This window comes from Methylobacterium sp. BE186, from assembly GCF_031457035.1.
Classification (GTDB): domain Bacteria; phylum Pseudomonadota; class Alphaproteobacteria; order Rhizobiales; family Beijerinckiaceae; genus Methylobacterium; species Methylobacterium segetis.
Map to the genome: position 1 here is coordinate 95,905 of NZ_JAVDVV010000005.1, position 23,149 is coordinate 119,053.

A 23,149-nucleotide genomic window follows, 5' to 3' on the forward strand; every position below is an offset into this window, starting at 1 on the left:
CCTGCGCGCCCGCAGCGCGTGCGCCATCGAGGGAACGACCGCCCGGCCCGTCGCCGGCGGCAGCTGGAGTGAGCGTGCGTATCCTGGCCATCGACACGGCGCTCGACGCCTGCTCAGCCTGCGTCGCGACGGACGCGTCGGACGATCTTCTGGCCGAGGAGAGCATGGTGCTGTCCCGCGGGCACGCTGAGGCGCTGCTGCCCCTCGTCGAGCGGGTGATGTCGCGGGTCGAGGGCGGCTTCGAGAGCCTCGACCGGGTGGCGGTCACGGTCGGGCCGGGCAGCTACACGGGCCTGCGCGTCGGGCTCTCGGCGGCCCGGGCCGTGGGCCTCGCCGCGGGCATCCCGGTCGTCGGCGTCACCACCCTCTCGGCCCTGCTCGCGCCGCTCCTGGCGCTCAACGGCGACGGGCTGATCGCGGCCGCGATCGATGCCCGCCACGGCGCCGTCTACCTCCAGGCGATGAGCGTCGGCGAGGGCATCGTCGTGCCGCCGAGCCACCTCCCCGTCGAGGCGGCGCTGGACCTTCTCGGCGATGGTCCCCTCACCCTCGTCGGCTCCGGCGCGCCCGCCCTCGCCGCCGCCGCGAAGGCCCGCGGCGTCGCGGCGGAGATCGCCGGCACCCACCCGCCCGAGATCGCCTGGGTCGCCTCCCTCGGCCTGCTCGCCGATCCGGCCCAGGCGCTCGCCCGGCCCCTCTACCTGCGCGGCGCCGACGCCCAGCCGCAGGATCATGCGAGGCTCGCCCGCCGATGACGCGCCCGGTCTCCCCGTTCTGGCCCCTCGAATGGTGGCTCGCCTGGTGGGATGCCTGGGGCCCCGAGCCCTACGTCGCCCCCTTGCGCGATTCCGGGCAGGCCCGGACGCTCGCCCGCATCCACGCCACCGCCTTCGCCCGCCCCTGGGACGCGCACGAATTCGAGCGGATGCTGTGCGAGCGCTCGACCGAGGCGCATGCCCTCTGGCGGGCGGGCGCGGTGCAGGGCTTCATCCTCTCCCGCCGGGTCGCGGACGAGGCCGAGATCCTCACCCTGGTGCTCGCCCCCTCCGCCCGCGGCGGTGGGCTGAGCCGCCGGCTCCTGCGCGAGCACCTGACGCATCTCGCCCATGCGGGCGTGCGCCACGTGCATCTCGAGGTGGACGAGGGCAACGGCCCGGCTTTGCGCCTCTACGCGCGCCAGGGCTTCACGCAGGTCGGCGAGCGCACCGGCTACTACACCCGCGCCGATGGCAGCCGGACGACCGCGCTCACCATGCGCGCGACGCTGGCGTGAGCGGGCCCGCGCGCGCCGGGCGATGACCGGCCTCCTCACGGCCCTGCGGCTCGCCGTCTGCGCCCTCGCCTTCCTGGTGCTGATCGGCCCGCACTGGCTGAGCCTGCGCTTCGGGCGCGGCCGCGTCGCGGCCCATGCGCCGGCCCTGTTCCACCGGGTCGCCCTGCGCATGTTCGGAATCCGCGTGACGCAGAGCGGCACGCCGCCGGCCGCCGGAGAGCCCGCCCTCGTCCTGTCGAACCACATCTCGTGGCTCGACATCGTGGCCCTCGGCTCGCTCCGGCCGCTCTCCTTCGTGGCGAAATCCGAGATCGCGGGCTGGCCCCTGATCGGCACCTTCGCGCGCCTGCAGCGCACCGTCTTCATCGACCGGGCTCGGCGCGCGGCCACCGCGAGCGTCAACGCGACGGTGGGCACGCGCCTCGCCGCGGGCGACCTCATCGTGCTGTTTGCCGAGGGCACGACGGGTGACGGCAACCGCATCCTGCCCTTTCGCTCCTCCCTCGTCGGCGCCGCCCGCGCCGCGATCCAGGCCGAGGGCGCGCGGCTCGACCGGATCCGCCTGCAGCCGCTGGCCATCACGTACCCGCGCCGGAACGGCCTGCCGCTCGACCGGAAGGAGCGGCCGGAAGTGGCGTGGTACGGCGACATGGACCTCGCGCCCCACCTCGCCCGGTTCGTGCGCCGCGGCCCGATCGACGTGCACGTGGTCTGGGGCGCACCGATCGCCTTCGAGGCCGGCACCGACCGCAAGGCCGCGACGGCGCTCGCGGAGGCCGAGGTTCGCGCCGCCCTGCGTCGGGCCGTGACCGGGCGGCCGGAGGCGGCGCCGCCGCGCGGGGAGCGCGCGCCATCGGGCTCGCGAGCGGCAGCCCCGCCGGATTTCGAGGCGGCGGACCTGCCCGCCGCCTGAACGGGAACGGGCCGCCACCTCGCGGCGACGGCCCGTTCCGGACGTGAGGGCGCGGCCTTCGCGGCCCGCGCCCCGTCTTTTCGATCAGGCCGCCGCCTTCGAGGCGGTGTCGGTCGGCACCGACGCGATCGTCTTCAGGACCTGCGAGGCGATCTGGTAGGGGTCGCCCATGGAGTTCGGGCGGCGATCCTCAAGGTAGCCCTTGTAGTCGTTCTTGACGAAACTGTGCGGCACGCGGATCGAGGCGCCGCGATCGGCCACGCCGTAGCTGAACTTGTTCCAGGGCGCGGTCTCGTGCTTGCCGGTCAGGCGCATGTGGTTGTCCGGTCCGTAGACCGCGATGTGCTCCTCGATGTTCTTGTCGAAGGCGGCCATCAGCGCCTCGAAATACGCCTTGCCGCCGACCTCGCGCATGAACGTGGTCGAGAAGTTGCAATGCATACCCGAGCCGTTCCAGTCGGTGTCGCCGAGCGGCTTGCAATGGTACTCGATGTCGATCTCGTACTTCTCGCAGAGGCGCTGCATCAGGTAGCGCGCCATCCACATCTCGTCGGCGGCTTTCTTGGAGCCCTTGCCGAAGATCTGGAACTCCCACTGGCCCTTCGCCACCTCGGCGTTGATGCCCTCGTGGTTGATGCCCGCGGCGAGGCAGAGGTCGAGGTGCTCCTCGACGATCTGGCGCGCGATCGAGCCCACGTTCGAGTAGCCGACGCCCGTGTAGTAGGGACCCTGCGGGGCCGGGAAGCCGGTCTCGGGGAAGCCGAGCGGGCGGCCGTTCTTGTAGAAGAAGTATTCCTGCTCGAAGCCGAACCACGCGCCCTCGTCGTCGAGGATGGTGGCGCGCTTGTTAGACGGGTGCGGGGTCGTGCCGTCCGGCATCATGACCTCGCAGAGCACCAGCACGCCGTTGCTGCGGGCCGGGTCGGGGAAATGGCGCACGGGCTTGAGCACGCAGTCGGACGAGCTACCCTCGGCCTGCTTGGTCGAGCTGCCGTCGAAGCCCCAGAGCGGCAGCTGATCGAGCGCCGGGAAGCTGTCGAAGTCCTTGATCTGGGTCTTGCCGCGCAGATTCGGGGTCGGCGTGTAGCCGTCGAGCCAGATATATTCGAGTTTGAATTTCGTCATTGGGGATCTCTCGTCACTTGCTCATGCGATTATTGCGTTGATTCTGACGATCTGTCGCAGCCTCCGGCCGAGCCCTCGTTAGCATGAATTATGCCAGCCCCGTCCCGTGGCCATCTCCTCCGGCGGCGTCCGCCCGCACCCGCGCTTCTGCCCGCAGGCCCGTTAACGAAGGCTGTGGCGCTCACCGAACAGGCTGCCGGACGGAACGCCTCGTTCGTCGGCAGGCTTCCTGCACGAATCGGATGCAGGTCAAAAATGCGCCATGAGCCTATGCCGAGCGAATTGGCAATAGCTTGGCTGCGCAAATTACTGGCAAAGCGTGATTTTTCTGGAAGCAGGCCGTGCAAACACTGTGCAGCGCCGATATCTTGAACCGGAGCCTCGGTTCGAGGTTGTCGCGTCACAGGGAGATACGGTCCGATGACAGCGAGCCCCCGTCGCGAGACGGCCAAGATCTACCCCTTCCCCGTCCGGCCCCGGGTCGCGGCCGGCTGGCAGCCCGGCAGCCCGAAGGGCGGCGCGGCGTCCTACCCCGTCGTGGAGACCGGCGCGGGCGCGTGGTACCACGAGGCGGCCATCCAGGAAGCCGAGCGCTCCCGCAAGCCCTGAGCCGCCTAGACCCCGAAGATCGACCAGCCCATCCGCCGGGTCAGCGCCTCGAGCGCGATCCGGCCGAGATGCGAGTTGCCGGCCGCGTCGAGGCCCGGCGACCACACCGCGATCGACGCCTTGCCGGGCGCGACCGCGAGGATGCCGCCGCCGACCCCGCTCTTGCCGGGAAGGCCGACGCGGTAGGCGAATTCGCCCGAGCCGTCGTAATGGCCGCAGGTCAGCATGATCGCGTTGATGCGGCGCGCCCGCTCCGGCTGCACCACGGAGAGGCCGGTCGCGGGGTTGCGTCCGGAATGGGCGAGGAAGCGCCCGGCTCTGGCGAGCTGGCGGCAGGTCATCGCGATGGCGCAATGGTGGAAGTAGACGCCGAGCGTGTAGTCGACCGGGTTCTCGATCACGCCGAAGGACTTCATGTAGTTGGCCAGCGCGCTGTTGCGGAAGCCCGTGCGCTGCTCGGAGGCCGCCACCGCCTCGTCGATCGCGATCGACGGGTCGTCGGCCACGAACTGCATGAAGCGCAGGATCTCGCCCAGCGCCTCCCGCGGCCGGTGGCCCGACAGGATCACGTCGGTCACCGCGATCGCGCCCGCGTTGATGAAGGGATTGCGCGGGATGCCGCGCTCGCGCTCGAGCTGCACGATCGAGTTGAACGGGCTGCCCGAGGGCTCGCGCCCGACGCGCCGCCACAGCCGGTCGCCGACCGTGCCGAGGGCGAGGGTGAGCGTGAACACCTTCGAGATGCTCTGGATCGAGAAGGCGACGTCGCTGTCGCCGCCCGCCGCCACGTTCCCGTCCGCGTCGATGACGACGAGGCCGAAGGCCTGCGGATCGACCCGCGCCAGCTCCGGGATGTAGGTGGCCACCTCGCCCCGGTCCGGCCGTTGCCGCATCTCCTCGGAGATCTCCTGCACGGCACGCTCAAGCTCGGTCACGGGCATCCTCGTCGTTGCGGCCTCGCCGGCAAGCAAGCCCGGCGCCAGCGCCGAGGTCATCAGGCCGCGCGACGATCGGCGAAAACTGTGGTAGACGCGCGCCCTCGAAGATCCATTCCGGCCTCCGCGACGCGCGAACGGGGCCGCAGACCACGCCGTCCGGGACCCGAATCGTTGAAGAAAGCCTTCGTCCGATCCTACGGATGCCAGATGAACGCCTACGACGCGGCCCGCATGGCGGACGTGCTCGGGCAGCAGGGCTACGCGGCGACGGATTCCGTGGAGGACGCGGACGTCGTCATCCTCAACACCTGCCACATCCGCGAGAAGGCCGCCGAGAAGGTCTATTCGGAGCTCGGGCGCCTGCGCGTGCTGAAGGGCGAGCGCCGGGCCGAGGGGCGCGACACCCGAATCGTCGTGGCGGGCTGCGTCGCCCAGGCCGAGGGCGCCGAGATCCTCGCGCGTGCCCCTGCCGTCGACGTGGTGGTGGGCCCCCAGAGCTACCACCGCCTGCCGGAGCTTCTGGAGCAGTCGCGGGGCAAGCGCGTCGTCGACACCGAGTTTCCGGTCGAGGACAAGTTCGACCACCTCCCCGTCCGCCGGAACAAGGGCGTCTCCGCCTTCCTCACCGTGCAGGAGGGCTGCGACAAGTTCTGCGCCTTCTGCGTCGTGCCCTATACCCGGGGGGCCGAGGTCTCGCGCTCGGTCCCGGCCGTGCTCGCGGAGGCGCGGGCGCTCGCCGAGGGCGGCGTGCGCGAGATCACGCTGATCGGGCAGAACGTGAACGCCTATCACGGCGCCGGTGCGGACGGTGAGCCCGCCACCCTCGCCGACCTGATGCGGGCGGTGGCCGGGATCCCCGGCATCGCGCGCATCCGCTACACGACGAGCCACCCGAATGACATGGGCGAGGACCTGATCCGGGCGCATGCCGAGATCCCGGCCCTGATGCCCTACCTGCACCTGCCCGTGCAATCGGGCTCGGACCGGGTGCTCGATGCGATGAACCGGCGCCACACCGGCGACGCGTATCGCCGCCTGATCGACCGAATCCGGGCGAGCCGGCCCGACATCGCCCTCTCCTCCGATTTCATCGTCGGGTTCCCCGGCGAGACCGACGCGGATTTCGCGGACACGATGCGGCTCGTGGCCGATATCGGCTTCGAGAGCGCCTTCTCCTTCAAGTACAGCCCGCGCCCCGGCACACCCGCGGCCGAGCGTGCCGACGCCGTGCCGGAATCCGTGAAGAGCGAGCGCCTCGCCGCGCTGCAGGCGCTCCTCGACCGGCAGCGCCACGCCTACCAGAACGCGGCGGTGGGCCGGACGACCGAGATCCTCGTCGAGAAGCCCGGCCGCCATCCGGGTCAGGTCGCCGGCAAGACGCCGCACATGCTTGCCGTGCAGGTCGATGCGCCCGCCGCCAGCATCGGCACGATCCTGCCCGTGCGCATCGTCGAGGCCGGCGCCAACAGCCTGTTCGGCGAGATCCCGGCCGAAGCGGCCGCCGCGTGAGACCCGCGATCAGAAGGACATCCGCGTGAGCCCGAGTGACGGAGCCTCCGGCCGTGGGGGTGCCCTACGCGGGCGCGGACCCGCCTCCCGGCCCGGCGAGATCATGGAGACGGTCGAGGTGTCGCTGACCTTCGACGACAACCGCCTCGCGAGCCTCGTCTTCGGCCAGTACGACCAGAACGTCGCCCATATCGAGCGCCGCCTCGGCGTGACGGCGACGGCGCTCGGCAACCACCTCGTCGTCAAGGGCGCGCCGGATGCGGCCGAGCGGGCGCGCCGCGTCTTCGAGCGGCTCTACGCCCGCGTGCAGGGCGGCGGCACCGCGCTGACGCTCGGCGACGTCGACGGCGCCATCCAGGAGGCGACGGTCCAGGGCAGCCTCTTCCCCACGGCCGAGATCGCCGCCGAATCGGACCGGCCGCAATTCGAGCAGATCGCCACTCGCCGCCGGGGCGCCGTGCGCGCCCGCAACGCCGCGCAGGACGCCTACATCAAGGCCCTGCGCACGAACGAGCTCGTCTTCGCGGAGGGGCCCGCCGGCACCGGCAAGACCTGGCTCGCCGTCGGCCACGCGGTCTCGCTCCTGGAGCAGGGGCATGTCGAGCGCCTGATCCTGTCGCGCCCGGCGGTCGAGGCCGGAGAGCGGCTCGGCTTCCTGCCCGGCGACATGCGCGAGAAGGTCGACCCGTACCTGCGCCCGATCTACGACGCCCTCTACGACTTCATGGAGGCGCGCCACGTCGATCGCGGCCTGCAGACCGGGCAGATCGAGATCGCGCCGCTCGCCTTCATGCGCGGGCGCACGCTGACGAACGCCGTGGTGCTGCTCGACGAGGCGCAGAACACGACCTCGATGCAGATGAAGATGTTCCTGACGCGGCTCGGCGAGAATTCGCGCATGATCATCACCGGCGATCCGAGCCAGATCGACCTGCCGCCCGGCCAGCGCTCCGGCCTCGTCGAGGCGGTCTCGATCCTCGACGGCGTCGAGGGGATCGGCCGCGTGACCTTCAAGGACGTGGACGTGGTCCGCCACGACCTCGTCCGCCGCATCGTCACGGCCTACGAGCGGGCCTCCCACGGCGAGACGGAGGCCGACCGCAACCCGAACCCGCGCCGCCGGCCGCTCGCCTGACCATGCCCCTCGACATCGACGTCGCCGTAGAGGATCCGCGCTGGGAAGGGGTCTCGCCCGACCTCGAGGCGCTGGTGATCCGCGCGGTCGAGGCGGGGTACGCCGCCGCACCCGAGGCGCCCGCGGGGCCGGCCGAGATCAGCGTGCTGCTGACCGACGACGCCTCCGTGCAGGCGCTCAACCGGACCTGGCGGGGCAAGGACAAGCCCACCAACGTCCTGTCCTTCCCGGCCCCGCCGCAGCCCGTCGTCGCCGGGATGGCGGCGCCGCTCGGCGATGTCGTCCTTGCGTATGACACGATGCTGCGCGAGAGTGCCGAGCAGTCGAAGCCGCTCGCCGATCATCTCGCGCACCTGCTCGTTCATGGCACGCTGCACCTTCTCGGCCAGGACCATGAGACCGGCGAGGCCGAGGCCGATTCGATGGAAGCCCTCGAAGTGGCGGCCCTGCGCACCCTCGGCGTGCCCGACCCCTACGCCGATTGAGGCGGACGCCCGGCGCCTATCCCAGACCCGAGAGACATGACGAACGATCGAAGTCGCGGCGCGGCCCAGGCCGCGCTCCCCTCCGCGGACGGTGAGGCCGGCTCCCGCGAGCCCTGGTACGACCGCCTGCTCCAGGCCCTGCACTTGAAGCCGCGCGATTCCCTGCGCGACGACATCGAGGGCGCCCTGTCCGAGCCCGACAACGGCGAGAACGCCTTCTCGCCCCTCGAACGGGCCATGCTCAAGAACGTGCTCGGCCTGCACAAGGTGCGCGTCGACGACGTGATGATCCCGCGGGCGGACATCGTCGCGGTGTCGATCGAGACGAGCCTCGGCGACCTGCTCAAGCTGTTCCGCACGGCCGGCCATTCGCGCCTGCCCGTCTACGGCGAGACCCTCGACGACCCCCGCGGCATGGTCCACATCCGCGACTTCGTCGACCATATCGCCGCCCGCGCCGAGGCCGGGACGCGCCGCGCGGCGGCGGGCGCCGCGATTCCCGAGCCCGTCGTCGCCGAGGAGAAGCCCGCCCCCCGCGGCCGGCGCAACGGCGGCGCGCGGGCGCTGCGCTCCCTCAACCTCGCCCATGTCGACCTCTCCGCGACGCTTGCGGCGACGCGCATCCAGCGGCCGGTCCTGTTCGTGCCGCCCTCGATGCCGGCGATCGACCTGCTCGTGCGGATGCAGGCGACGCGCACCCACATGGCCCTCGTCATCGACGAGTACGGCGGCACCGACGGCCTGATCTCGATCGAGGACCTGATCGAGATGGTCGTCGGCGACATCGAGGACGAGCACGACGTGGCCGAGGGCCGGCTCGTGCAGCGGCTCGACGGCGAGGGGGAGGTCTTCGTCGCCGATGCCCGCGCCGGCCTCGCCGAGGTCTCGGAGGCGACCGGCGTCGATCTCGTCGCCGCCGTCGGCGAGATGGCCGAGGAGATCGACACGATCGGCGGCATGATCGTGACGCTCGCGGGTCGCGTGCCCTCGCGCGGCGAATTGATCGCCGGGCCGGGCGACCTCGAATTCGAGGTGCTCGACGCCGACCCGCGCCGCCTCAAGCGCCTGCGCTTCCAGCGCGGGCCGGCCAAGATCGAGGCGGTCGTCCCCCTCGCCCTGCCGCCGCCGAAGCCCGCCCCGAGCGTCGAGACCCACGGCTCGTGACCGCGGGCGAGGCGTATCTCCGGGCGGACCTGCCCCCGCGCGACCATGCGGGCGGCCCCCTCGCGGCGCCGGTCCGCTGGCTGGCGCTCGCCCGCGGCTGGCGCCGGGTCTGCGTTGCGATGCTGGCCGGCGCGCTGGGCGCGCTCGCTATGCCGCCCTTCGGGCTGGTGCCGGCGCTCGTCGTCTCGCTCACCGTCGCGGTCTGGCTGATGGACGGGGCGGCCGCGAGCCGGGCGGGCCTCGCGCGCACGCTCGGACCCTGCTTCCTCGTCGGCTGGGCCTGGGGCTTCGGCTACCTCACGGCCGGGCTGTGGTGGCTGGGCGCCGCCTTCCTCGTCGAGGCCGACGAGTTCGCCTGGGCGCTGCCGCTGGGCGTCGTCGGCCTGCCCGCCGTGCTCGCCATCTTCTACGGCGCGGGCTTTGCGGCCGCGCGCCTGCTCTGGTCGCGCAAGGCCGGCCGCATCGCCGCGCTCGGCGTCGGCCTCGCCGGGGCCGAATGGCTTCGGGGCCACCTGTTCACGGGCTTTCCCTGGAACACGCTCGGCATGGCGCTCGGCCAGGATCTCTGGCTGATGCAGGCGGCGGCCTATATCGGCCTCTACGGGCTGACGCTCCTCGCGGTCCTGATCTGCGCCGCCCCCGCGACGCTCGCCACCGGCACGCTTCCGCGCGCCCGCTACGGCCCCACCGCCGCGGCCGCGATCGGGCTCGCGGCGCTTGCCCTGTGGGGCGCCGAGCGCGTGCCCCCCGCCCCCTCGGCGCCGGTCGCGGGCGTGCGGCTGCGCCTCGTCCAGCCGAACCTGCCCCAGGACGCCAAGTTCCGCCCCGAGAACCGGGAGGACATCGTCGACCGCTACGTCGAGCTGAGCCAGCGCCCGGCCGAGGCCGGCGCGCCGGCGCCGACCCACGTGATCTGGCCCGAATCCGCCTTCCCCTTCCTGATCCAGCGCGATCCCGCCTCGCTCGCCAAGGTCGGCTCCGGCCTGCCGCCGGGCGCCCGGCTCGTCACGGGCGCGGCGCGGGCCGAGGAGCCCCTGCCCGGCGAGCGCCTGCGCTTCTTCAACGCGATCATGACGATCGAGGCCCCCGCCCGCATCAGCGACACCTACGACAAGGTCCACCTCGTGCCCTTCGGCGAGTACCTGCCCGGGCCCCTCGACGCGGCGCTGCGGGCCGTGGGCCTGCGCCAGTTCGTGTCGGTGCCGGGCGGCTTCTCGGCCGGGAGCCGGGAGGGGCAGCGCATCCTCACCGTGCCCGGCCTGCCCCCCGCCGCCGCCACGATCTGCTACGAGGCGATCTTCCCCGGAGGTATCGTGCCCGCCGCCCATCCGGGCGCCGCGGAGCCGGTGCCGGGCCTGATCCTGAACGTCACGAACGACGCGTGGTTCGGCGACACGCCCGGCCCCCGCCAGCACTTCGCGCAGGCGCGGCTGCGCGCCGTCGAGGAGGGCCTGCCCCTGGTGCGCGATGCCAATACCGGCATCTCGGCGGTGGTCGACGCCTATGGGCGCGTCACCGCGAGCCTTCCCCTCGGCCGCGAGGACATCCTCGACGCGGACCTCCCCGCCCCCGTGCCCGGCCGCACCCTCTATGCCCGGCTCGGCGACATCCCCTTCGCCCTGATGCTCGCGGGCGCGCTCCTCTGCGCGCTGGCGGCCTGGCGCCGGGCGTGAGCCCGGGCGAGAGCCGGCCGCCCACCCTCCTCCTCGGGGCCGGCCTCCTCCTCGTCGCGTTCAACCTGCGCCCGGCCCTGACCACGGTCGGGCCGCTGCTCGCCGGCATCCGCGCCGAGACGGGGCTCGGCGCGGCGGGTGCCGCGTTCCTCACCACCCTGCCGGTCCTGTTCCTGGGGCTCGCCAGCGCGCTCGGGCCGGCGATCAGCCGCCGCCTCGGCCCCGACCGCGGCGTGCTGCTGGCGATCCTCGTCGTGGCGGCGGGCCTGGCCCTGCGGGCGCTCGGCGGCCTCCTCCCCCTGTTCCTCGGCGCCTGCGTCTCGGCCGCCGGGATCGGCCTCGCGGGCGGCCTGCTGCCGGGCCTCGTCAAGCGCGACTTCCCCGGCCATGTCGGGCTGGTGACGGGCCTCTACACCATGACGCTCTGCCTCGGCGCCGCGGCGGGCTCGGGGCTCACCGTGCCGCTCCTCGACATCCTGCCCGGCGGCTGGGCGATGGCGCTCGCGGCCTGGGCGGTCCCGGCGCTCCTCGCGAGCCTCGCCTGGGCGCCGCTGGCGCTGGCCCGCACGCACGGCGCCGCCTCCGCAGCCGGCGGCGCGATGATCCAGGGAATCGCCCGGCACCGCCTCGCCTGGCAGGTGACGGGCTTCATGGGCCTGCAATCCTCGCTCGCCTACATCGCCTTCGCGTGGCTGCCGAGCGTGCTGCTGGACCGCGGGCTCGGGCCGGCCGAGGCAGGCTTCGTCGCCTCGCTGATGAGCCTGGGGCAGGCGCCGAGCGCCCTCCTCGTGCCGACGCTGGCCGCGCGGGCTCGGGAGCAGCGCGCCTTCGTCGCCGCCCTCGTGAGCCTGACGCTCGGCGCCTTCCTCGGCATCCTGCTCGCCCCGGTCGCGCTCGTCGCGCCCCTCGCCGTCGCCCTCGGCTTCGGCCTCGGCGGCACGTTCGGCCTGGGGCTCACCCTCATCGTGCTGCGCGCCCGCGATCCCGGCAGCGCCGCCGCGCTCTCGGCGCTGGCGCAGGGCGTCGGCTACGCCATCGCGGCGCTCGGCCCCTTCGGCTTCGGCCTCGCCCACGAGGCGGGCGGCTGGAACCTGTCGGCTTGCGTCTTCGCCACCTTCGCCCTCGGCGCCCTGCTGTTCGGCCTGCACGCGGGCAAGGCCCGGACGATCGCCGCGGGCTGAGGCCCGCTCGCGGCCCTCAATCGACCTCGCTCCAGCCCCCGAACCCTTCCAGCGGCTCCTGGTCGTAGCGGCGCATCAGCCGCTCCATCGCCGCCTCGTCCGCGAGCCTGTTCTCGGCCGCGAGCTTGGCGAGCCCCTCGAAGAAGCCCTCCCGCTCCAGGGCGGGCGTGAAGCTCAGGGTGAAGCGCACGGCCGCCTCCGAGCGGTTGGCGAAGGCGTGGGGCTGCCCGGGCGGGATCAGCACGAAGTCGCCGGGCCCGAGATCGACGTCCCGGCCGTCGATGCGCATGGCGAGCGTGCCCGCATGCACCTCGAAGGTCTCGGTGAGCCGGGCATGCCGGTGCAGGCCCGCGCCCGGGGAATGCGCCGCGAGCGTGACGCCGTAGATCCCCATCGCGTCGTGGGTAGAGCCGCTGCGGGCGAGATAGGTGATCTCCATCCCGTTGATGCGGACATGCGCGCCCTCCCCGGCCCTGAGGATCTGGCCCATGGCATCTCTCCCGGATCGATGGCCGGCCCCGGCGGGGCCCTCCCGCCCCATGTGCGCATCGGCCTGCCAAACGAAAACCCCGCCCGGTCGGGGACCGGGCGGGGCGTGAATCGTCTCGGATCCGGAGTCCGCCTTACTCGGCGGCGACCTTGTGGGCCTGCGAGCCGTCCGTGTAGGTCTCGGCCGTCAGGCGCTTGCCCGGGGCCGCGCGGCCCGGCAGCGGCGGAAGGGCCTTGGCCTTCTCGAGGTCGATCCCGGCGCCTTCCGCGACGCGGCGGCCGTAATCCTCGTCCGCGTGCCAGAAGTGCCAGACCATCCGGAGCTGGATGGGCTCGGGGCACTGCTTCATGTCGGCCACGAGGTTGGCGATCAGGTCCTCGCGCTCCCAATCCTCGAAGGAGCGGTAGCGGATTCCGGCCTGGGTGTAGTCGTCCTCGGTCCGCGAGGTCTGGTAGCGGCCGAGATTGCCGCTCACGGGCTGGTGGTAGTCCTTCGCGGGCTTGGGCGCCTCGCGCAGGCCCTCGGCCAGCGTCGAGGGCTCGTAGTTGATGTGCCGGTTCGGCCCCGTACCGTCGACGCCGTAGGTCATCTGGCCGTCGCGCTGGTTCGAGTAGACCTTCACGCCGGGCTGCGGCGCGTTGATCGGCAGCTGCAGGTAGTTCGCGCCGACGCGGTAGCGCTGCGTGTCCGAGTAGGACAGCGTCCGGCCCTGCAGCATCTTGTCGTCCGAGAAGTCGATGCCGTCGACGAGCACGCCCGTACCGAAGGCCGACTGCTCGACCTCGGCGAAGAAGTTGTCCGGCACGCGGTCGAGCACCATGCGGCCCACCGGCAGCAGCGGGAACTGGTCGACGGGCCACAGCTTGGTGTCGTCGAGCGGGTCGAACGACAGGTGGTCGTTCGGGCCGTCCGGCATGATCTGCACGCACAATTCCCACTCGGGAAAATTGCCGGCCTTGATGTTGTCGTAGAGGTCCCGCGTCGCGTGGCCGACATCCTTGGCCTGGATCTCGGACGCCTGGGCCGAGGTCAGGTTGCGCACGCCCTGCTTCGGCTCCCAGTGGAACTTGCAGAGCACCGCCTCGCCCTGATCATTGACGAGCTTGTAGGTGTTGACGCCCGAGCCCTCCATCTCGCGGTAATTCGCGGGGATGCCCCAGGGCGACTTCAGGTGCGTCACCATGTGGATCGATTCGGGGTGCTGGGCCACGAAGTCGAAGAAGCGCCACGCCTCCTGGCGGTTCGTCACCGGGTCCGGCTTGAACGCGTGGATCATGTCCGGGAACTTGATCGCGTCGCGGATGAAGAAGACCTTCAGGTTGTTGCCGACGAGGTCCCAGTTGCCGTCGACGGTCTTGAACTTGACCGCGAAGCCGCGCGGGTCGCGCTCGGTCTCGGGGCTCTCCTTGGCGCCGGCGACGGTGGAGAAGCGCACGAACATCGGCGTCTTCACGCCGGTCTCGGTGAGCACGCGGGCGCGGGTGTACTTGGAGGCCGGCTCGTCGCCGATCTTGCCATAGGCCTCGAAGTAGCCGTGGGCGCCGGCGCCGCGGGCGTGGACCACGCGCTCGGGAATCCGCTCGCGGTCGAAATGGGTGATCTTCTCGATGAACTGGTAGTTCTCGAGGGTCGCCGGGCCCCGCTCGCCGACCGTCCGCGTGCTCTGGTTGTCGCGGACCGGATGGCCCTGGCGGGTCGTCAGAATGGGACGTTGGTCGCTCATGCGTCGCGCCTCTCTGGGAATTCGGGTGAGATGTGCAGGATGCCAGGGCAACGCCCGGCAAGCTGGAACTGTTCTGGGCTGCCGTTATGACCGCGGCGTGACCCATTGGCAAATGCATCGTCGCAAAGATCGTGATAGACGGCGTCTATGAATGTCGCCGGTCTGTCCCTTCGCGATCTCGAATACGTGGTGGCGATCGCCGACGAGGGCCATTTCGGCCGGGCGGCCGATCGCTGCAATGTGAGCCAGCCGACCTTGAGCGTTCAGGTCCGCAAGCTGGAGGAGGCCCTGGGCCTTGCCCTGTTCGAGCGCTCGAACCGGCGGGTCCTGCAGACGCCCGCCGGTCAGGTCATCGTGCGGCAGGCCCGGGCGGTGCTGGCGGAGGCGCAGCGCCTGCTGACCCTGGCGAGCGAGGGCCGCGGCGCCCCGCTCACCGGCCGCCTCGTCCTGGCCGCGATCCAGACGCTCGGCCCCTATTTCTTCCCCCTGGTGCTACGCCTGCTGCGCCAGGAATTCCCCCTCCTCTCGCTGGCGCTCAGCGAGGCGCGCACCGCCGAGATCCTCGAGGGCCTGCGGGACGGGCGCATCGACGCCGCCCTCGTCTCGCTGCCGCTGGCCTCGGCCGGGCTCACCGTCTCGCCGCTCTTCGTGGAGCCGTTCTGGCTCGCCTGCCCGGCCGACCACGCGCTTGCCCAGGGGGGCGCCCTGCGCGCCACGGACATCGCGGGGCCGGGCCTGCTGCTCCTCGACGAGGGCAATTGCCTGCGCGACCAGACGGTGGCCGCCTGCGGCGCGGGCAGCGGCGTCGGCCGCCACGCGACGAGCCTCGAGACCCTGCGCTCGATGGTGGCGGCGGGCTCCGGCTACACCCTTCTGCCGGCGCTCGCCGTGCCCGCCGGCCCGGACCCGAGCGGCCTCGTGGTGACGCGGGGCTTCGACGCGGACGGCCCCGGCCGCACCATCGCGCTGGCCTGGCGCTCCAGCGACCCCCGCGCCGCCGGCCTCTCGCACCTCGCCGCGTTCTTCAGGGCGCACGCGCCGCCGAGCACGGCGGCCTGCCGGGACGACGAGGGCCTCCCCTAGCCGCAGAGCCTTCTCGCCGGTCCATCGGTCGGGGAGACGGCGACGCCGGCCTGTCGAGCACGGGTCCCCTCTCGTTCCGAGAGGGACAGCGTGAGGGGTGCGCCGTATCCGGAGAGGTCGCACCCCTCACCCGGTCGGCTGCGCCGACTCGACCTCTCCCGGCCGGGAGAGGTGATGCGGGCTCGGTTTTGGGAGCGCGGTAGCGACGCCGTACAGGGCTCGGCGGGCGCCGACGCGCGGTCGCCCGGCGGCCTCACACCGTGACAGGCCGGCCATTCCGGTGTAGCGCCGCGCCTCGGTTCGCACGGCGCGCGGGCCCCCAGGAATCATAGCCCCGCCTTGCCCGCACCCCGTTCCCTCGGCCGCAGCCTCGGTCTCTGGGCGCTGCTGATCGCCGCGTCCGGCATCCTCGCCTACGGCCTCGCCCTCGCCCGCTTCCCCGCAGCCCTCTTGCTCGGGCCGATGCTCGCCGCCATCGCCTTCGGCGTGCGCGGTGCCGGAATCACCCTGCCCAAAGCCCCCTTCCAGGCCGCCCAGGCCCTGATCGGCTGCCTCGTCGCCCACGCCGTCAATGCCGAGATCACCGGCACCCTGCTGGATGACGGGTTCCTCATCCTCCTCGTGGTGCTCGTGACCGTGGCGGCGGGCGCGGTGGTCGGGGTCATCCTGACCCGGATGCGGGTCCTGCCCGGCACCACCGCCGCCTGGGGCTCCTCGCCCGGAGGCGCCGCCGCCATGGTGGCCATGGCCGAGGAATACGGCTCCGACCCGCGCCTCGTCGCCTTCATGCAATATGTGCGGGTCGCGGCCGTCGTCCTCTCCGCCTCGCTCGTGGCTCGCCTCCTCACCGATGCCGAGTTGCCGGCCGGAGCGGCCCAGGCCGCATCCCCGGCCGCGCCCCTGGGCGCCGTCCTGGCGACGCTCGCGGTCGCCGCCGTCGGCGCGGGCGTCGCGCTGGCTCTGCGCCTGCCGGCGGGCGCCCTCGTCGGCCCGATGCTGCTCGGCTCGGCGCTGCACGCGACGGGGCTCGCCAGCATCAGCCTGCCGCCCTGGCTCCTCAACGGGGCCTACGCCGTGATCGGCTGGTATGTCGGCCTGCGCTTCACCCGCGAGACCCTGGCGGAGACCCTGCACGCCTTCCCCGGCATCGCGGTGGCGACGCTCGCCGTCATCGCCCTCTGCGCCGCCTGGGCCTTCGGCCTGACCCGCATCCTGCCGATCGACTTCCTCACCGCCTTCCTGGCGACGAGCCCGGGCGGGCTCGATTCCGTCGCCATCATCGCGGTGGGGTCCAAGGCCGACGTCTCCTTCGTCCTCGCCGTGCAGACCCTGCGGCTGTTCGTGGTGCTGGTGACCGGGCCGATCCTGGCCAAGTGGATCGCGCGGGCCGCGCCCCCCGATCCGGCCCCGCGGGGGTGAGGCGGTGCGCGCGCTCCTCCTCGCCTTCCTCAATTCCTGGCGCGGCCTCCTGCACGGCGCCCGCACCGAGCGGGCGGTGCGCCAGGAACTCCTGCTCCTCGGCCTCGGCATCCCCGTCGCGCTGGTCCTCGGCGCGAGCCTCTGGGTGCGGGTGGCGCTGGTGGCGAGCCTCCTCCTGATGCTCGCCGCCGAGTTCCTGAACACCGCGATCGAGAAGCTCTGCGACCACCTCCACCCGGACCGGCATCCGCGGATCGGCGCCGTGAAGGATCTCGCGTCGGCGGGCACCTTCCTGGCGCAGGTGATCGCGATCCTCGTGTGGATCGCCGCGCTGATCGATCGCGCGGGCTAAGATGCGGCAGGCGCTCGCTTCTTGCGCCGCGAAGGACTATGTCGCGATCAACGTCCCGACGTCCCGATTCATGATCGCTCCGGCCCGTGACAGATTACATCCGCAAGATCCTCACCGCCCGCGTCTACGACGTCGCGATCGAGTCGCCGCTTGATCCGATGCCGCGCCTCTCGGCCCGCTACGCGCGGCCGATTCTCCTGAAGCGCGAGGACCTGCAGCCGGTCTTCTCGTTCAAGTTGCGCGGCGCCTACAACAAGATGTCGGGCCTCGACGCGGACCAGCTCGCCCGCGGCGTCATCTGCGCCTCGGCCGGCAACCACGCCCAGGGGGTCGCGCTCTCGGCCGCGAAGCTGAACGTCCGGGCCGTCATCGTGATGCCCCGCACCACGCCGGCCATCAAGGTCGATGCCTGCCGGGCCCGCGGCGCCGAGGTCGTGCTGCACGGCGACACCTTCGACGAGGCCCTCACCGAGGCCCGGCGCCGCGAAGCGGAAGAGGGCCTGACCTTCCTGCACCCGTTCGACGACCCCGACGTCATCGCCGGCCAGGGCACGATCGGCATGGAGATCCTGCACCAGCACAGCGGGCCGATCGAGGCGATCTTCGTTCCCATCGGCGGCGGCGGCCTCGCGGCGGGCGTCGCGACCTTCGTGAAGTACCTGCGCCCCGAGACGAAGGTCATCGGCGTCGAGCCGGACGATGCGGCCTGCATGGCGGCGGCGCTCGCCACCGGCGAGCCGACCACGCTCAACAGCGTCGGCCTCTTTGCCGACGGCGTCGCGGTGCGGCGCGCCGGCGAGGAGACCTTCCGCCTCTGCCGGGAGAGCCTCGACGAGGTCATCACGGTGGACACCGACGCCATGTGCGCCGCGGTGAAGGACGTGTTCGACGACACCCGCGCCATCTCCGAGCCCTCGGGCGCGCTGGCGCTGGCTGGCGCCAAGCTCTACGCCGAGCGCGAGGGCGGAGCCGGCACGCTGGTGGCCGTCTCCAGCGGCGCCAACCTCAATTTCGATCGTCTGCGCCACATCGCCGAGCGGGCCGAGATCGGCGAGCAGCGGGAGGTCCTCCTCGGCGTCACGATCCCGGAGAGGCTGGGCGCCTACCGCGCCTTCATCGGCACGCTCGGCCCCCGCGCCATCACCGAGTTCAACTACCGCTACGCAAAGGACGCGGACGCGCAGATCTTCGTCGGCGTGAACCTTGCCGGGGGGCTGCCCGAGAAGCGGGCCCTCATCACGTCGCTGCGCGAGGCCGGCTACGCGGTGCTCGACATGAGCGACAACGAGATGGCCAAGGTCCATATCCGCTACATGGTGGGCGGCCGCGCCACGGGGCTCGCGGACGAGCGCCTCTACCGCTTCCAGTTCCCGGAGCGCCCGGGCGCGCTGCTGCGCTTCCTCGACGGGCTCGGCGAAGGCTTCAACATCACGCTGTTCCACTACCGCAACCACGGTGCCGATTACGGTCGCGTGCTCGCGGGCATCGCGGTGCCTCCCTCCGAGCGCGAACGCTTCCAGAAGGCGGTGGACGAGCTCGGCTTCCCCTGCACCGACGAGACCGACAACCCGGCCTACCGGCTCTTCCTCGACAATGGCGGGAAGGCCGCAGCCTAGCGATTACAGGAAGACGGCCCGGAGGCGGGACCGGGCCGCCGCGCCACATCGGGCGCCCCGGCGGCCGGTGGAATCCGGGTCAGGCCGGCCCGAGCGCGGCCTTCTCGACCTCGTAGGCCGCGCGCACGGTGGCGATGCCGTAGGTGCGCTCCAGGCGCCGCACGGTGAAATGCCCCCGCGCCGTCGACTGGAAATGATTCATGAAGGCCGTGTTGACGGCGGCGCCGCCGACGGCCCCGAGGATCGGCACGGCCTGCGCCGCCACCTTCTGCGAGACGATGACGCCGAAGCGCGCGGCGATCTGCGCGGAGAAGCGGATCAGAGCCGGTGCCGTCTCGTCGACGAGGGCGCGGCTTCCGGCGTAGCGGGCTGCCTCGCTGAGCGTCTTGGCGAGCGCCGCCCGCACGGCGAAGTAGCCGCTCTCGGCCAAGCCCGTCTCGCCGCCGCGGCCACCGAGGGCGAAGACCTGGACGCAGGCGAGCGCCCCTTCCGGCGTCGCGATGTCCTCCCCCTCCTCGCGGGCGATCTCGGCGATCGAGCGCAGCATCAGCGTGGTCGAGAGCGGCAGCTCGACCGCGAGCGTCGCGAGGCCGAAGGCGCCGCCGATCGCGCCCGAGACGGCGGCGAGCGCCTTGTGGGTGGCCTCGCTGGAGCCGAGGAGCCGCCCCATCAGCCCCTCGCGCGGGAGCGCGACGGGCGCGACCTCCCGGCCCTCCGCGACGACGGCCTTCTTGGGCAGGGTGGCGAGCGCCACGCGCAGCGCGCCGCGCATCGCCGTCTCGGTCGAGCGCGCGACGGCATCCGTCACCGGAGCCGGGAGGGAGCGCCCGATGATGTCGAGGGGGGCGCCGGCCGCCGCCGAGAGGCGGGCGGCGAGGCCGGGCCGCTCCAGGGCACGCACCGCCCGGCGCAGCGCGGCGAGATCCTCGTCGCTGAGCGCGCGCGGCTGGGCATCGACCGGGGTGGGCAGGGTCTCGCCGGCGAGGGTGATGTCGCTCACGTCTGAGGTCCCTTGTCTGGTGTCGGGGAGGTGGGTCTCGCGGAAAGTCCGGTCAAGGCAAGCGCCGGGCCCTTCCCTTGGTTCCGGGATCGGGACCCGCCGCTCACGCCTTCGCGGCGATGACCTCCTCTTCGGGCAGCGGGGCGGGCTCCGCCTCGTCGTCGGCGCCCTCCCGTAGGGCGATCAGGGCGAGGCAGAGAAGAGCGACCGGGATGCCGATCGCCGCCGAGGCCGCGAAGAAGGTCGGGTAACCCATCGCGTCGACCATGAAGCCGGAGAACCCGCCGACGAACTTGCCGGGCAGCGCGTAGAGCGAGGAGAGCAGCGCGTACTGCGTCGCCACGAAGGCCGGGGAGGTGAGGCTCGACATGTAGGCGATGAGCGCCGTGCCGGCGAAATTACCCGCGAAATTGTCGATCGAGATGCTTGCGACGAAGAGCCAGGTGTCGTGCCCCGAAACCGCGAGCCACGAGAACATCAGGTTCGAGGCGGCCGCGACGATGCCGCCGAACAGGAGCGAGGCCTGCAGCCCGAAGCGGATCACCGCGAAGCCGCCTGCCAAGGCCCCCACGATCCCGACGATCACGCCGTAGACCTTCGTGACGTTCGCGATCTCGGTGAGCGAGAACCCCTGCTCGATGTAGAAGGGCTGGGCCATCACGCCGGAGATGATGTCGGGCAAGCGGTAGAGCATGATCAGGGACAGGATCAGGATCAGCCGCGCCCCCTTGCGGCGGATCAGGTCGCCGAAGGGCTCGACGACGGCGATCTGGAGGGTGCGGCCCACGGAACGGTGCTCGTCCGGCACCGGGACCGGATCCTGGCGCGGCGCGAGCAGCGCGGCGACGATGCCGACGAGCATCAGCAGCGCCATCGCCCCGTAGGCCAGCGACCAGCCCGCCCCTTGGGCGATGTAGAGGGCGCCCGCCCCCGCGAAGGCCCGCGCCACCGCGTAGCCGAGCTGGTAGGCGGCGAGCATCATGCCCTGCCGCTCGGTCGGGGCGGCGTCGATGCGCCAGGAATCGACGACGATGTCCTGCGTCGCCGAGGCGAAGGCGGTGATGAGCGCGCAGATCACCATGAAGCTGAGGGAGGCCGACGGGTCGCCCTGGCTCATGCCGACGAGACCCGCCGCCACCGCGACCTGGGAGAGCAGCATCCAGGCCCGGCGCCGCCCCAGGAGGCGCGCCAGCACCGGGAGGTCGAGCCGGTCGATCACCGGCGCCCAGATGAACTTCAGCGAGTAGGCGAACGAGACGTAGGACAGGAGCCCGATGCTGGTGCGCTGGATCCCGGCGGTGGCGAGCCACGCCGAGAGCGTGGAGAAGACGAGCAGGATCGGCAGGCCGCAGGCGAAGCCGAGGGCCAGCATCAGGGCGATCCGCGAATCCTCCAGGATATCGCGCATCCGGAGCCGCGGGCGGGCCGCTTTCGCAGAGGCGGACGGGCGCTCGAGCTTGGCGGGCATGGCGGTGGAACTCCTCGGGCTCGCGGCCTCTTGTTCAGCAAAAATCGTGGCAGCCTTGCGCTCACCCGCGAGGCGCGGACGCCGAATCGCGAGATCTCAGGCGTGGGGGGAAGATGGTCGACGATTTCTTAACGTGCTCGCCCCAACTTGGCGGTGGACAAGGCGGCGCAGGCGGGAACCGCGGCCCCAGCTTCCTGTTCGGAACCCAGGGTGCTTCGGGCACCCCGTGTGCACGCTCGGTCCGGCCCGCGTTCCTGGGCCGCGACGAGGATCGGCGGTCGGCGATGGCATGACGGACGACGACAGATCGGCCTTCGACGCATTCAGTCTCGCGGACGGCATCTTCGCGGCCGCCTTCAGCGCCAGCCCGACGCCGATGGTGGTCACCGACGCGCGCCAGCCCGACAACCCGATCGTCTGGGCGAACACCGCCTTCGTCGCTCTGACCGGCTACGGCCTCGATGAACTGCGCGGGCATAATTGCCGGATGCTGCAGGGACCCGATTCCGATCCCGCCGAGATCCGTCGCATCGGCGGGGCGATCGCCGCCGCGCGGACAATCGAGTGCGAGCTGTTCAACTATCGCAAGGACGGGACGCCGTTCTGGAACGCGATGACCATCGCGCCGGTTCGCGACGCCTCCGGCGAACTCGCTTATTTCTTCGCCGCCCAGGCCGACATGACCGACAAGCGCCGTTTCGAGATGGCGATGCGCGGCACGAACGACGAGCTCGAGCGACAGGTCGACGCCCGAACCGCCGACCTGCAATCGGCCCTGGAGCAGAAGACCGCCCTCCTCCACGAAGTCGACCACCGGGTGAAGAACAACCTCCAGGTGATATCCTCGCTCATGCTGCTCAAGGCCCGGCGCACGCCGGAAGGCGAGGCCCGGGACGCGCTGCAGAGCATGGCCGAACGTGTCGGCGCCCTCTCGACGGCCCACCGCATGCTGTACTCGGCCGGCGACGTCTCGCGCTTCAACCTGCAGGACTTCGCCGCCGATCTCCTGGCCGATCTGAGCGTGGGCCTCGAGGAGGATCGGACGAGGCTCGAATCGGAGGTCGATCCGATCGCGGTCTCCGCCGCGATGGCGGCGCCTCTGGCCCTGATGATCCACGAACTCGCCACCAATGCGGTTCGCCACGCGTTCCCGGGCGGCCGGGCCGGCCGGATCTCCGTGACGGCGCGCAGGGACGGGGAGGCCCTTCATCTCGTCATCGAGGACGACGGCGTCGGCATGAGCGCGACCGGGACGAACCCGGCGGGATTCGGCCGCAGCCTCGCCGAGATGGTGGTGCGCCAGCTTCGGGGCACGATCCGCTGGGACGACGCGTCGCCCGGGACCCGCGTCGACATCAGCGTTCCGCTGGAGAGCGGGATCTAGCGGGTTTCCGAGCGGGGCGGCTTCCCGTTCGCTCGAAGATCATCCGCTGCATCGAAAGGTTGGAGCGTGGTCCAGGGAACATGGAACACGCTCTCGGGACAACGTGCGTTTTGGTTTGCAGGCCGCCGGGACGATCCCCCGAGACGTTCGGCCCGGCGCAACACGAGCGGGAGAAGGCATGACCGTGGCGCCGGCGATGCGCATCCTCGTCGTCGAGGACGAGGTGCTCATCGCGCTCGAACTCGAATACCTGCTGCAGGATCTCGGTTACCAGACGGTCGGCGTCGCCGGGAGTTCGGCCGAGGCGATCGCCCTCGGACGCTCGATGAGCCCGGACGTCGCGCTCGTGGACATCCACCTCGTCGACGGGCCGACCGGCGTCGACGTCGCCCGGGCGCTCAGCGCCGACCCGCGCACGACGGTCGTGTTCATGACGGCCAACAGCAAGCGCATCCCTGAGGATTTCGCGGGCGCCTTCGGGGTGATCGCCAAGCCCTATTCCGAGCGCGTCGTGGCCAGTGCCCTCACCTACGTCGCCGAGCGCAGGGCCGGGGCCGGGCCCGGCGCAGCCCCGGACGGGTTGAGCCTCGCCCCGAATGCCTGAGTCGG

At 72.0% G+C, this 23,149-nt stretch carries 22 protein-coding genes; 16 read left to right on the forward strand and 6 right to left on the reverse strand.

Annotated elements, in window-relative coordinates:
- Positions 1 to 74 precede the first annotated feature (74 nt).
- The 3 genes from tsaB to J2X36_RS07595 are packed head-to-tail and all read left to right on the forward strand — an operon-like array spanning position 75 to position 2,186.
- Positions 75 to 755: a tRNA (adenosine(37)-N6)-threonylcarbamoyltransferase complex dimerization subunit type 1 TsaB gene (gene tsaB, locus J2X36_RS07585; protein ID WP_310347790.1), complete on the forward strand. Its 681-nt coding sequence runs from the start codon at positions 75 to 77 to the stop codon at positions 753 to 755.
- Positions 752 to 1,273: a GNAT family N-acetyltransferase gene (locus J2X36_RS07590; RefSeq protein WP_132250339.1), complete on the forward strand. Its 522-nt coding sequence runs from the start codon at positions 752 to 754 to the stop codon at positions 1,271 to 1,273. Before tsaB ends, J2X36_RS07590 begins: the two co-directional genes overlap by 4 nt.
- Positions 1,274 to 1,295: 22 nt before the next feature.
- A complete protein-coding gene (locus tag J2X36_RS07595) occupies positions 1,296 to 2,186 on the forward strand; it encodes a lysophospholipid acyltransferase family protein (RefSeq protein WP_310347795.1) in 891 nt (296 codons plus the stop codon).
- 84 nt (positions 2,187 to 2,270) lie between these two features.
- Here J2X36_RS07595 and J2X36_RS07600 read toward each other — a convergent pair whose 3' ends face one another.
- The gene (locus tag J2X36_RS07600; RefSeq protein WP_310347797.1) at positions 2,271 to 3,311 is read right to left on the reverse strand and encodes a glutamine synthetase beta-grasp domain-containing protein; all 1,041 of its coding nucleotides are present in this window, start codon (positions 3,309 to 3,311) and stop codon (positions 2,271 to 2,273) included.
- Between the two features lie 420 nt (positions 3,312 to 3,731).
- On the opposite strand from J2X36_RS07600, the gene J2X36_RS07605 reads away from it, so the two are divergent.
- Positions 3,732 to 3,920 carry a DUF2735 domain-containing protein gene (locus J2X36_RS07605; RefSeq protein ID WP_132250333.1) on the forward strand — a complete coding sequence of 63 codons (189 nt, stop codon included), beginning with the start codon at positions 3,732 to 3,734 and terminating at the stop codon, positions 3,918 to 3,920.
- A 5-nt stretch (positions 3,921 to 3,925) separates the two neighbouring features.
- On the opposite strand, the gene J2X36_RS07610 is transcribed toward J2X36_RS07605, so the two are convergent.
- Entirely contained in the window at positions 3,926 to 4,855 is a 930-nt protein-coding gene (locus J2X36_RS07610) for a glutaminase (protein WP_132250331.1), read from the reverse strand.
- Positions 4,856 to 5,029: 174 nt separating this feature from the next.
- Here J2X36_RS07610 and miaB point away from each other — a divergent pair, with 174 nt between their 5' ends.
- The 6 genes from miaB to J2X36_RS07640 are packed head-to-tail and all read left to right on the forward strand — an operon-like array spanning position 5,030 to position 12,005.
- Positions 5,030 to 6,367, forward strand: a complete 1,338-nt coding sequence (gene miaB / locus J2X36_RS07615) for a tRNA (N6-isopentenyl adenosine(37)-C2)-methylthiotransferase MiaB (protein WP_310347801.1) — start codon at positions 5,030 to 5,032, stop codon at positions 6,365 to 6,367.
- Positions 6,368 to 6,392: 25 nt separating this feature from the next.
- Complete coding sequence (locus tag J2X36_RS07620; RefSeq protein ID WP_310347805.1) at positions 6,393 to 7,502, forward strand: PhoH family protein; 1,110 nt, start codon at positions 6,393 to 6,395, stop codon at positions 7,500 to 7,502.
- 2 nt (positions 7,503 to 7,504) lie between these two features.
- Positions 7,505 to 7,987 (forward strand): rRNA maturation RNase YbeY, encoded by a 483-nt coding sequence (gene ybeY, locus J2X36_RS07625; RefSeq protein WP_310347808.1) that lies wholly within the window; start codon positions 7,505 to 7,507, stop codon positions 7,985 to 7,987.
- Positions 7,988 to 8,023: 36 nt separating this feature from the next.
- Positions 8,024 to 9,151 (forward strand): hemolysin family protein, encoded by a 1,128-nt coding sequence (locus J2X36_RS07630; RefSeq protein WP_310347811.1) that lies wholly within the window; start codon positions 8,024 to 8,026, stop codon positions 9,149 to 9,151.
- 29 nt (positions 9,152 to 9,180) lie between these two features.
- Positions 9,181 to 10,824 (forward strand): apolipoprotein N-acyltransferase, encoded by a 1,644-nt coding sequence (gene lnt, locus J2X36_RS07635; RefSeq protein WP_310348344.1) that lies wholly within the window; start codon positions 9,181 to 9,183, stop codon positions 10,822 to 10,824.
- On the forward strand, positions 10,821 to 12,005 hold the full coding sequence (locus J2X36_RS07640; RefSeq protein WP_132250321.1) for an MFS transporter: 1,185 nt from the start codon (positions 10,821 to 10,823) through the stop codon (positions 12,003 to 12,005). The genes lnt and J2X36_RS07640 overlap by 4 nt, the downstream gene beginning before the upstream one ends.
- A 16-nt stretch (positions 12,006 to 12,021) precedes the next feature.
- Here J2X36_RS07640 and J2X36_RS07645 read toward each other — a convergent pair whose 3' ends face one another.
- Positions 12,022 to 12,495 carry a cupin domain-containing protein gene (locus tag J2X36_RS07645; RefSeq protein ID WP_310347816.1) on the reverse strand — a complete coding sequence of 158 codons (474 nt, stop codon included), beginning with the start codon at positions 12,493 to 12,495 and terminating at the stop codon, positions 12,022 to 12,024.
- A gap of 133 nt (positions 12,496 to 12,628) precedes the next feature.
- Positions 12,629 to 14,218 (reverse strand): catalase, encoded by a 1,590-nt coding sequence (locus J2X36_RS07650; RefSeq protein WP_310347819.1) that lies wholly within the window; start codon positions 14,216 to 14,218, stop codon positions 12,629 to 12,631.
- 147 nt (positions 14,219 to 14,365) lie between these two features.
- Between J2X36_RS07650 and J2X36_RS07655 the strand changes: the two genes are divergently transcribed.
- The 4 genes from J2X36_RS07655 to ilvA all read left to right on the forward strand — a co-directional run bounded on the left by J2X36_RS07655 (position 14,366) and on the right by ilvA (position 18,688).
- Positions 14,366 to 15,301: a LysR substrate-binding domain-containing protein gene (locus tag J2X36_RS07655; RefSeq protein ID WP_310347823.1), complete on the forward strand. Its 936-nt coding sequence runs from the start codon at positions 14,366 to 14,368 to the stop codon at positions 15,299 to 15,301.
- A gap of 339 nt (positions 15,302 to 15,640) precedes the next feature.
- Positions 15,641 to 16,720, forward strand: a complete 1,080-nt coding sequence (locus J2X36_RS07660) for an AbrB family transcriptional regulator (RefSeq protein WP_310347826.1) — start codon at positions 15,641 to 15,643, stop codon at positions 16,718 to 16,720.
- 4 nt (positions 16,721 to 16,724) lie between these two features.
- Positions 16,725 to 17,072, forward strand: coding sequence for a diacylglycerol kinase (locus J2X36_RS07665; protein ID WP_310347828.1), 348 nt, complete (start codon positions 16,725 to 16,727; stop codon positions 17,070 to 17,072).
- A gap of 86 nt (positions 17,073 to 17,158) precedes the next feature.
- Positions 17,159 to 18,688, forward strand: a complete 1,530-nt coding sequence (ilvA, locus tag J2X36_RS07670; protein WP_310347830.1) for a threonine ammonia-lyase, biosynthetic — start codon at positions 17,159 to 17,161, stop codon at positions 18,686 to 18,688.
- 79 nt (positions 18,689 to 18,767) lie between these two features.
- On the opposite strand, the gene J2X36_RS07675 is transcribed toward ilvA, so the two are convergent.
- The gene (locus J2X36_RS07675) at positions 18,768 to 19,688 is read right to left on the reverse strand and encodes an EcsC family protein (RefSeq protein WP_132250307.1); all 921 of its coding nucleotides are present in this window, start codon (positions 19,686 to 19,688) and stop codon (positions 18,768 to 18,770) included.
- A 103-nt stretch (positions 19,689 to 19,791) separates the two neighbouring features.
- Complete coding sequence (locus J2X36_RS07680; RefSeq protein ID WP_245516404.1) at positions 19,792 to 21,156, reverse strand: AmpG family muropeptide MFS transporter; 1,365 nt, start codon at positions 21,154 to 21,156, stop codon at positions 19,792 to 19,794.
- 289 nt (positions 21,157 to 21,445) lie between these two features.
- Here J2X36_RS07680 and J2X36_RS07685 point away from each other — a divergent pair, with 289 nt between their 5' ends.
- Together J2X36_RS07685 and J2X36_RS07690 are read left to right on the forward strand one after the other, a co-directional pair.
- On the forward strand, positions 21,446 to 22,540 hold the full coding sequence (locus J2X36_RS07685) for a histidine kinase dimerization/phosphoacceptor domain -containing protein (protein WP_310347838.1): 1,095 nt from the start codon (positions 21,446 to 21,448) through the stop codon (positions 22,538 to 22,540).
- A gap of 178 nt (positions 22,541 to 22,718) precedes the next feature.
- Positions 22,719 to 23,144, forward strand: coding sequence for a response regulator (locus J2X36_RS07690; RefSeq protein ID WP_310347841.1), 426 nt, complete (start codon positions 22,719 to 22,721; stop codon positions 23,142 to 23,144).
- Positions 23,145 to 23,149 lie beyond the last annotated feature (5 nt).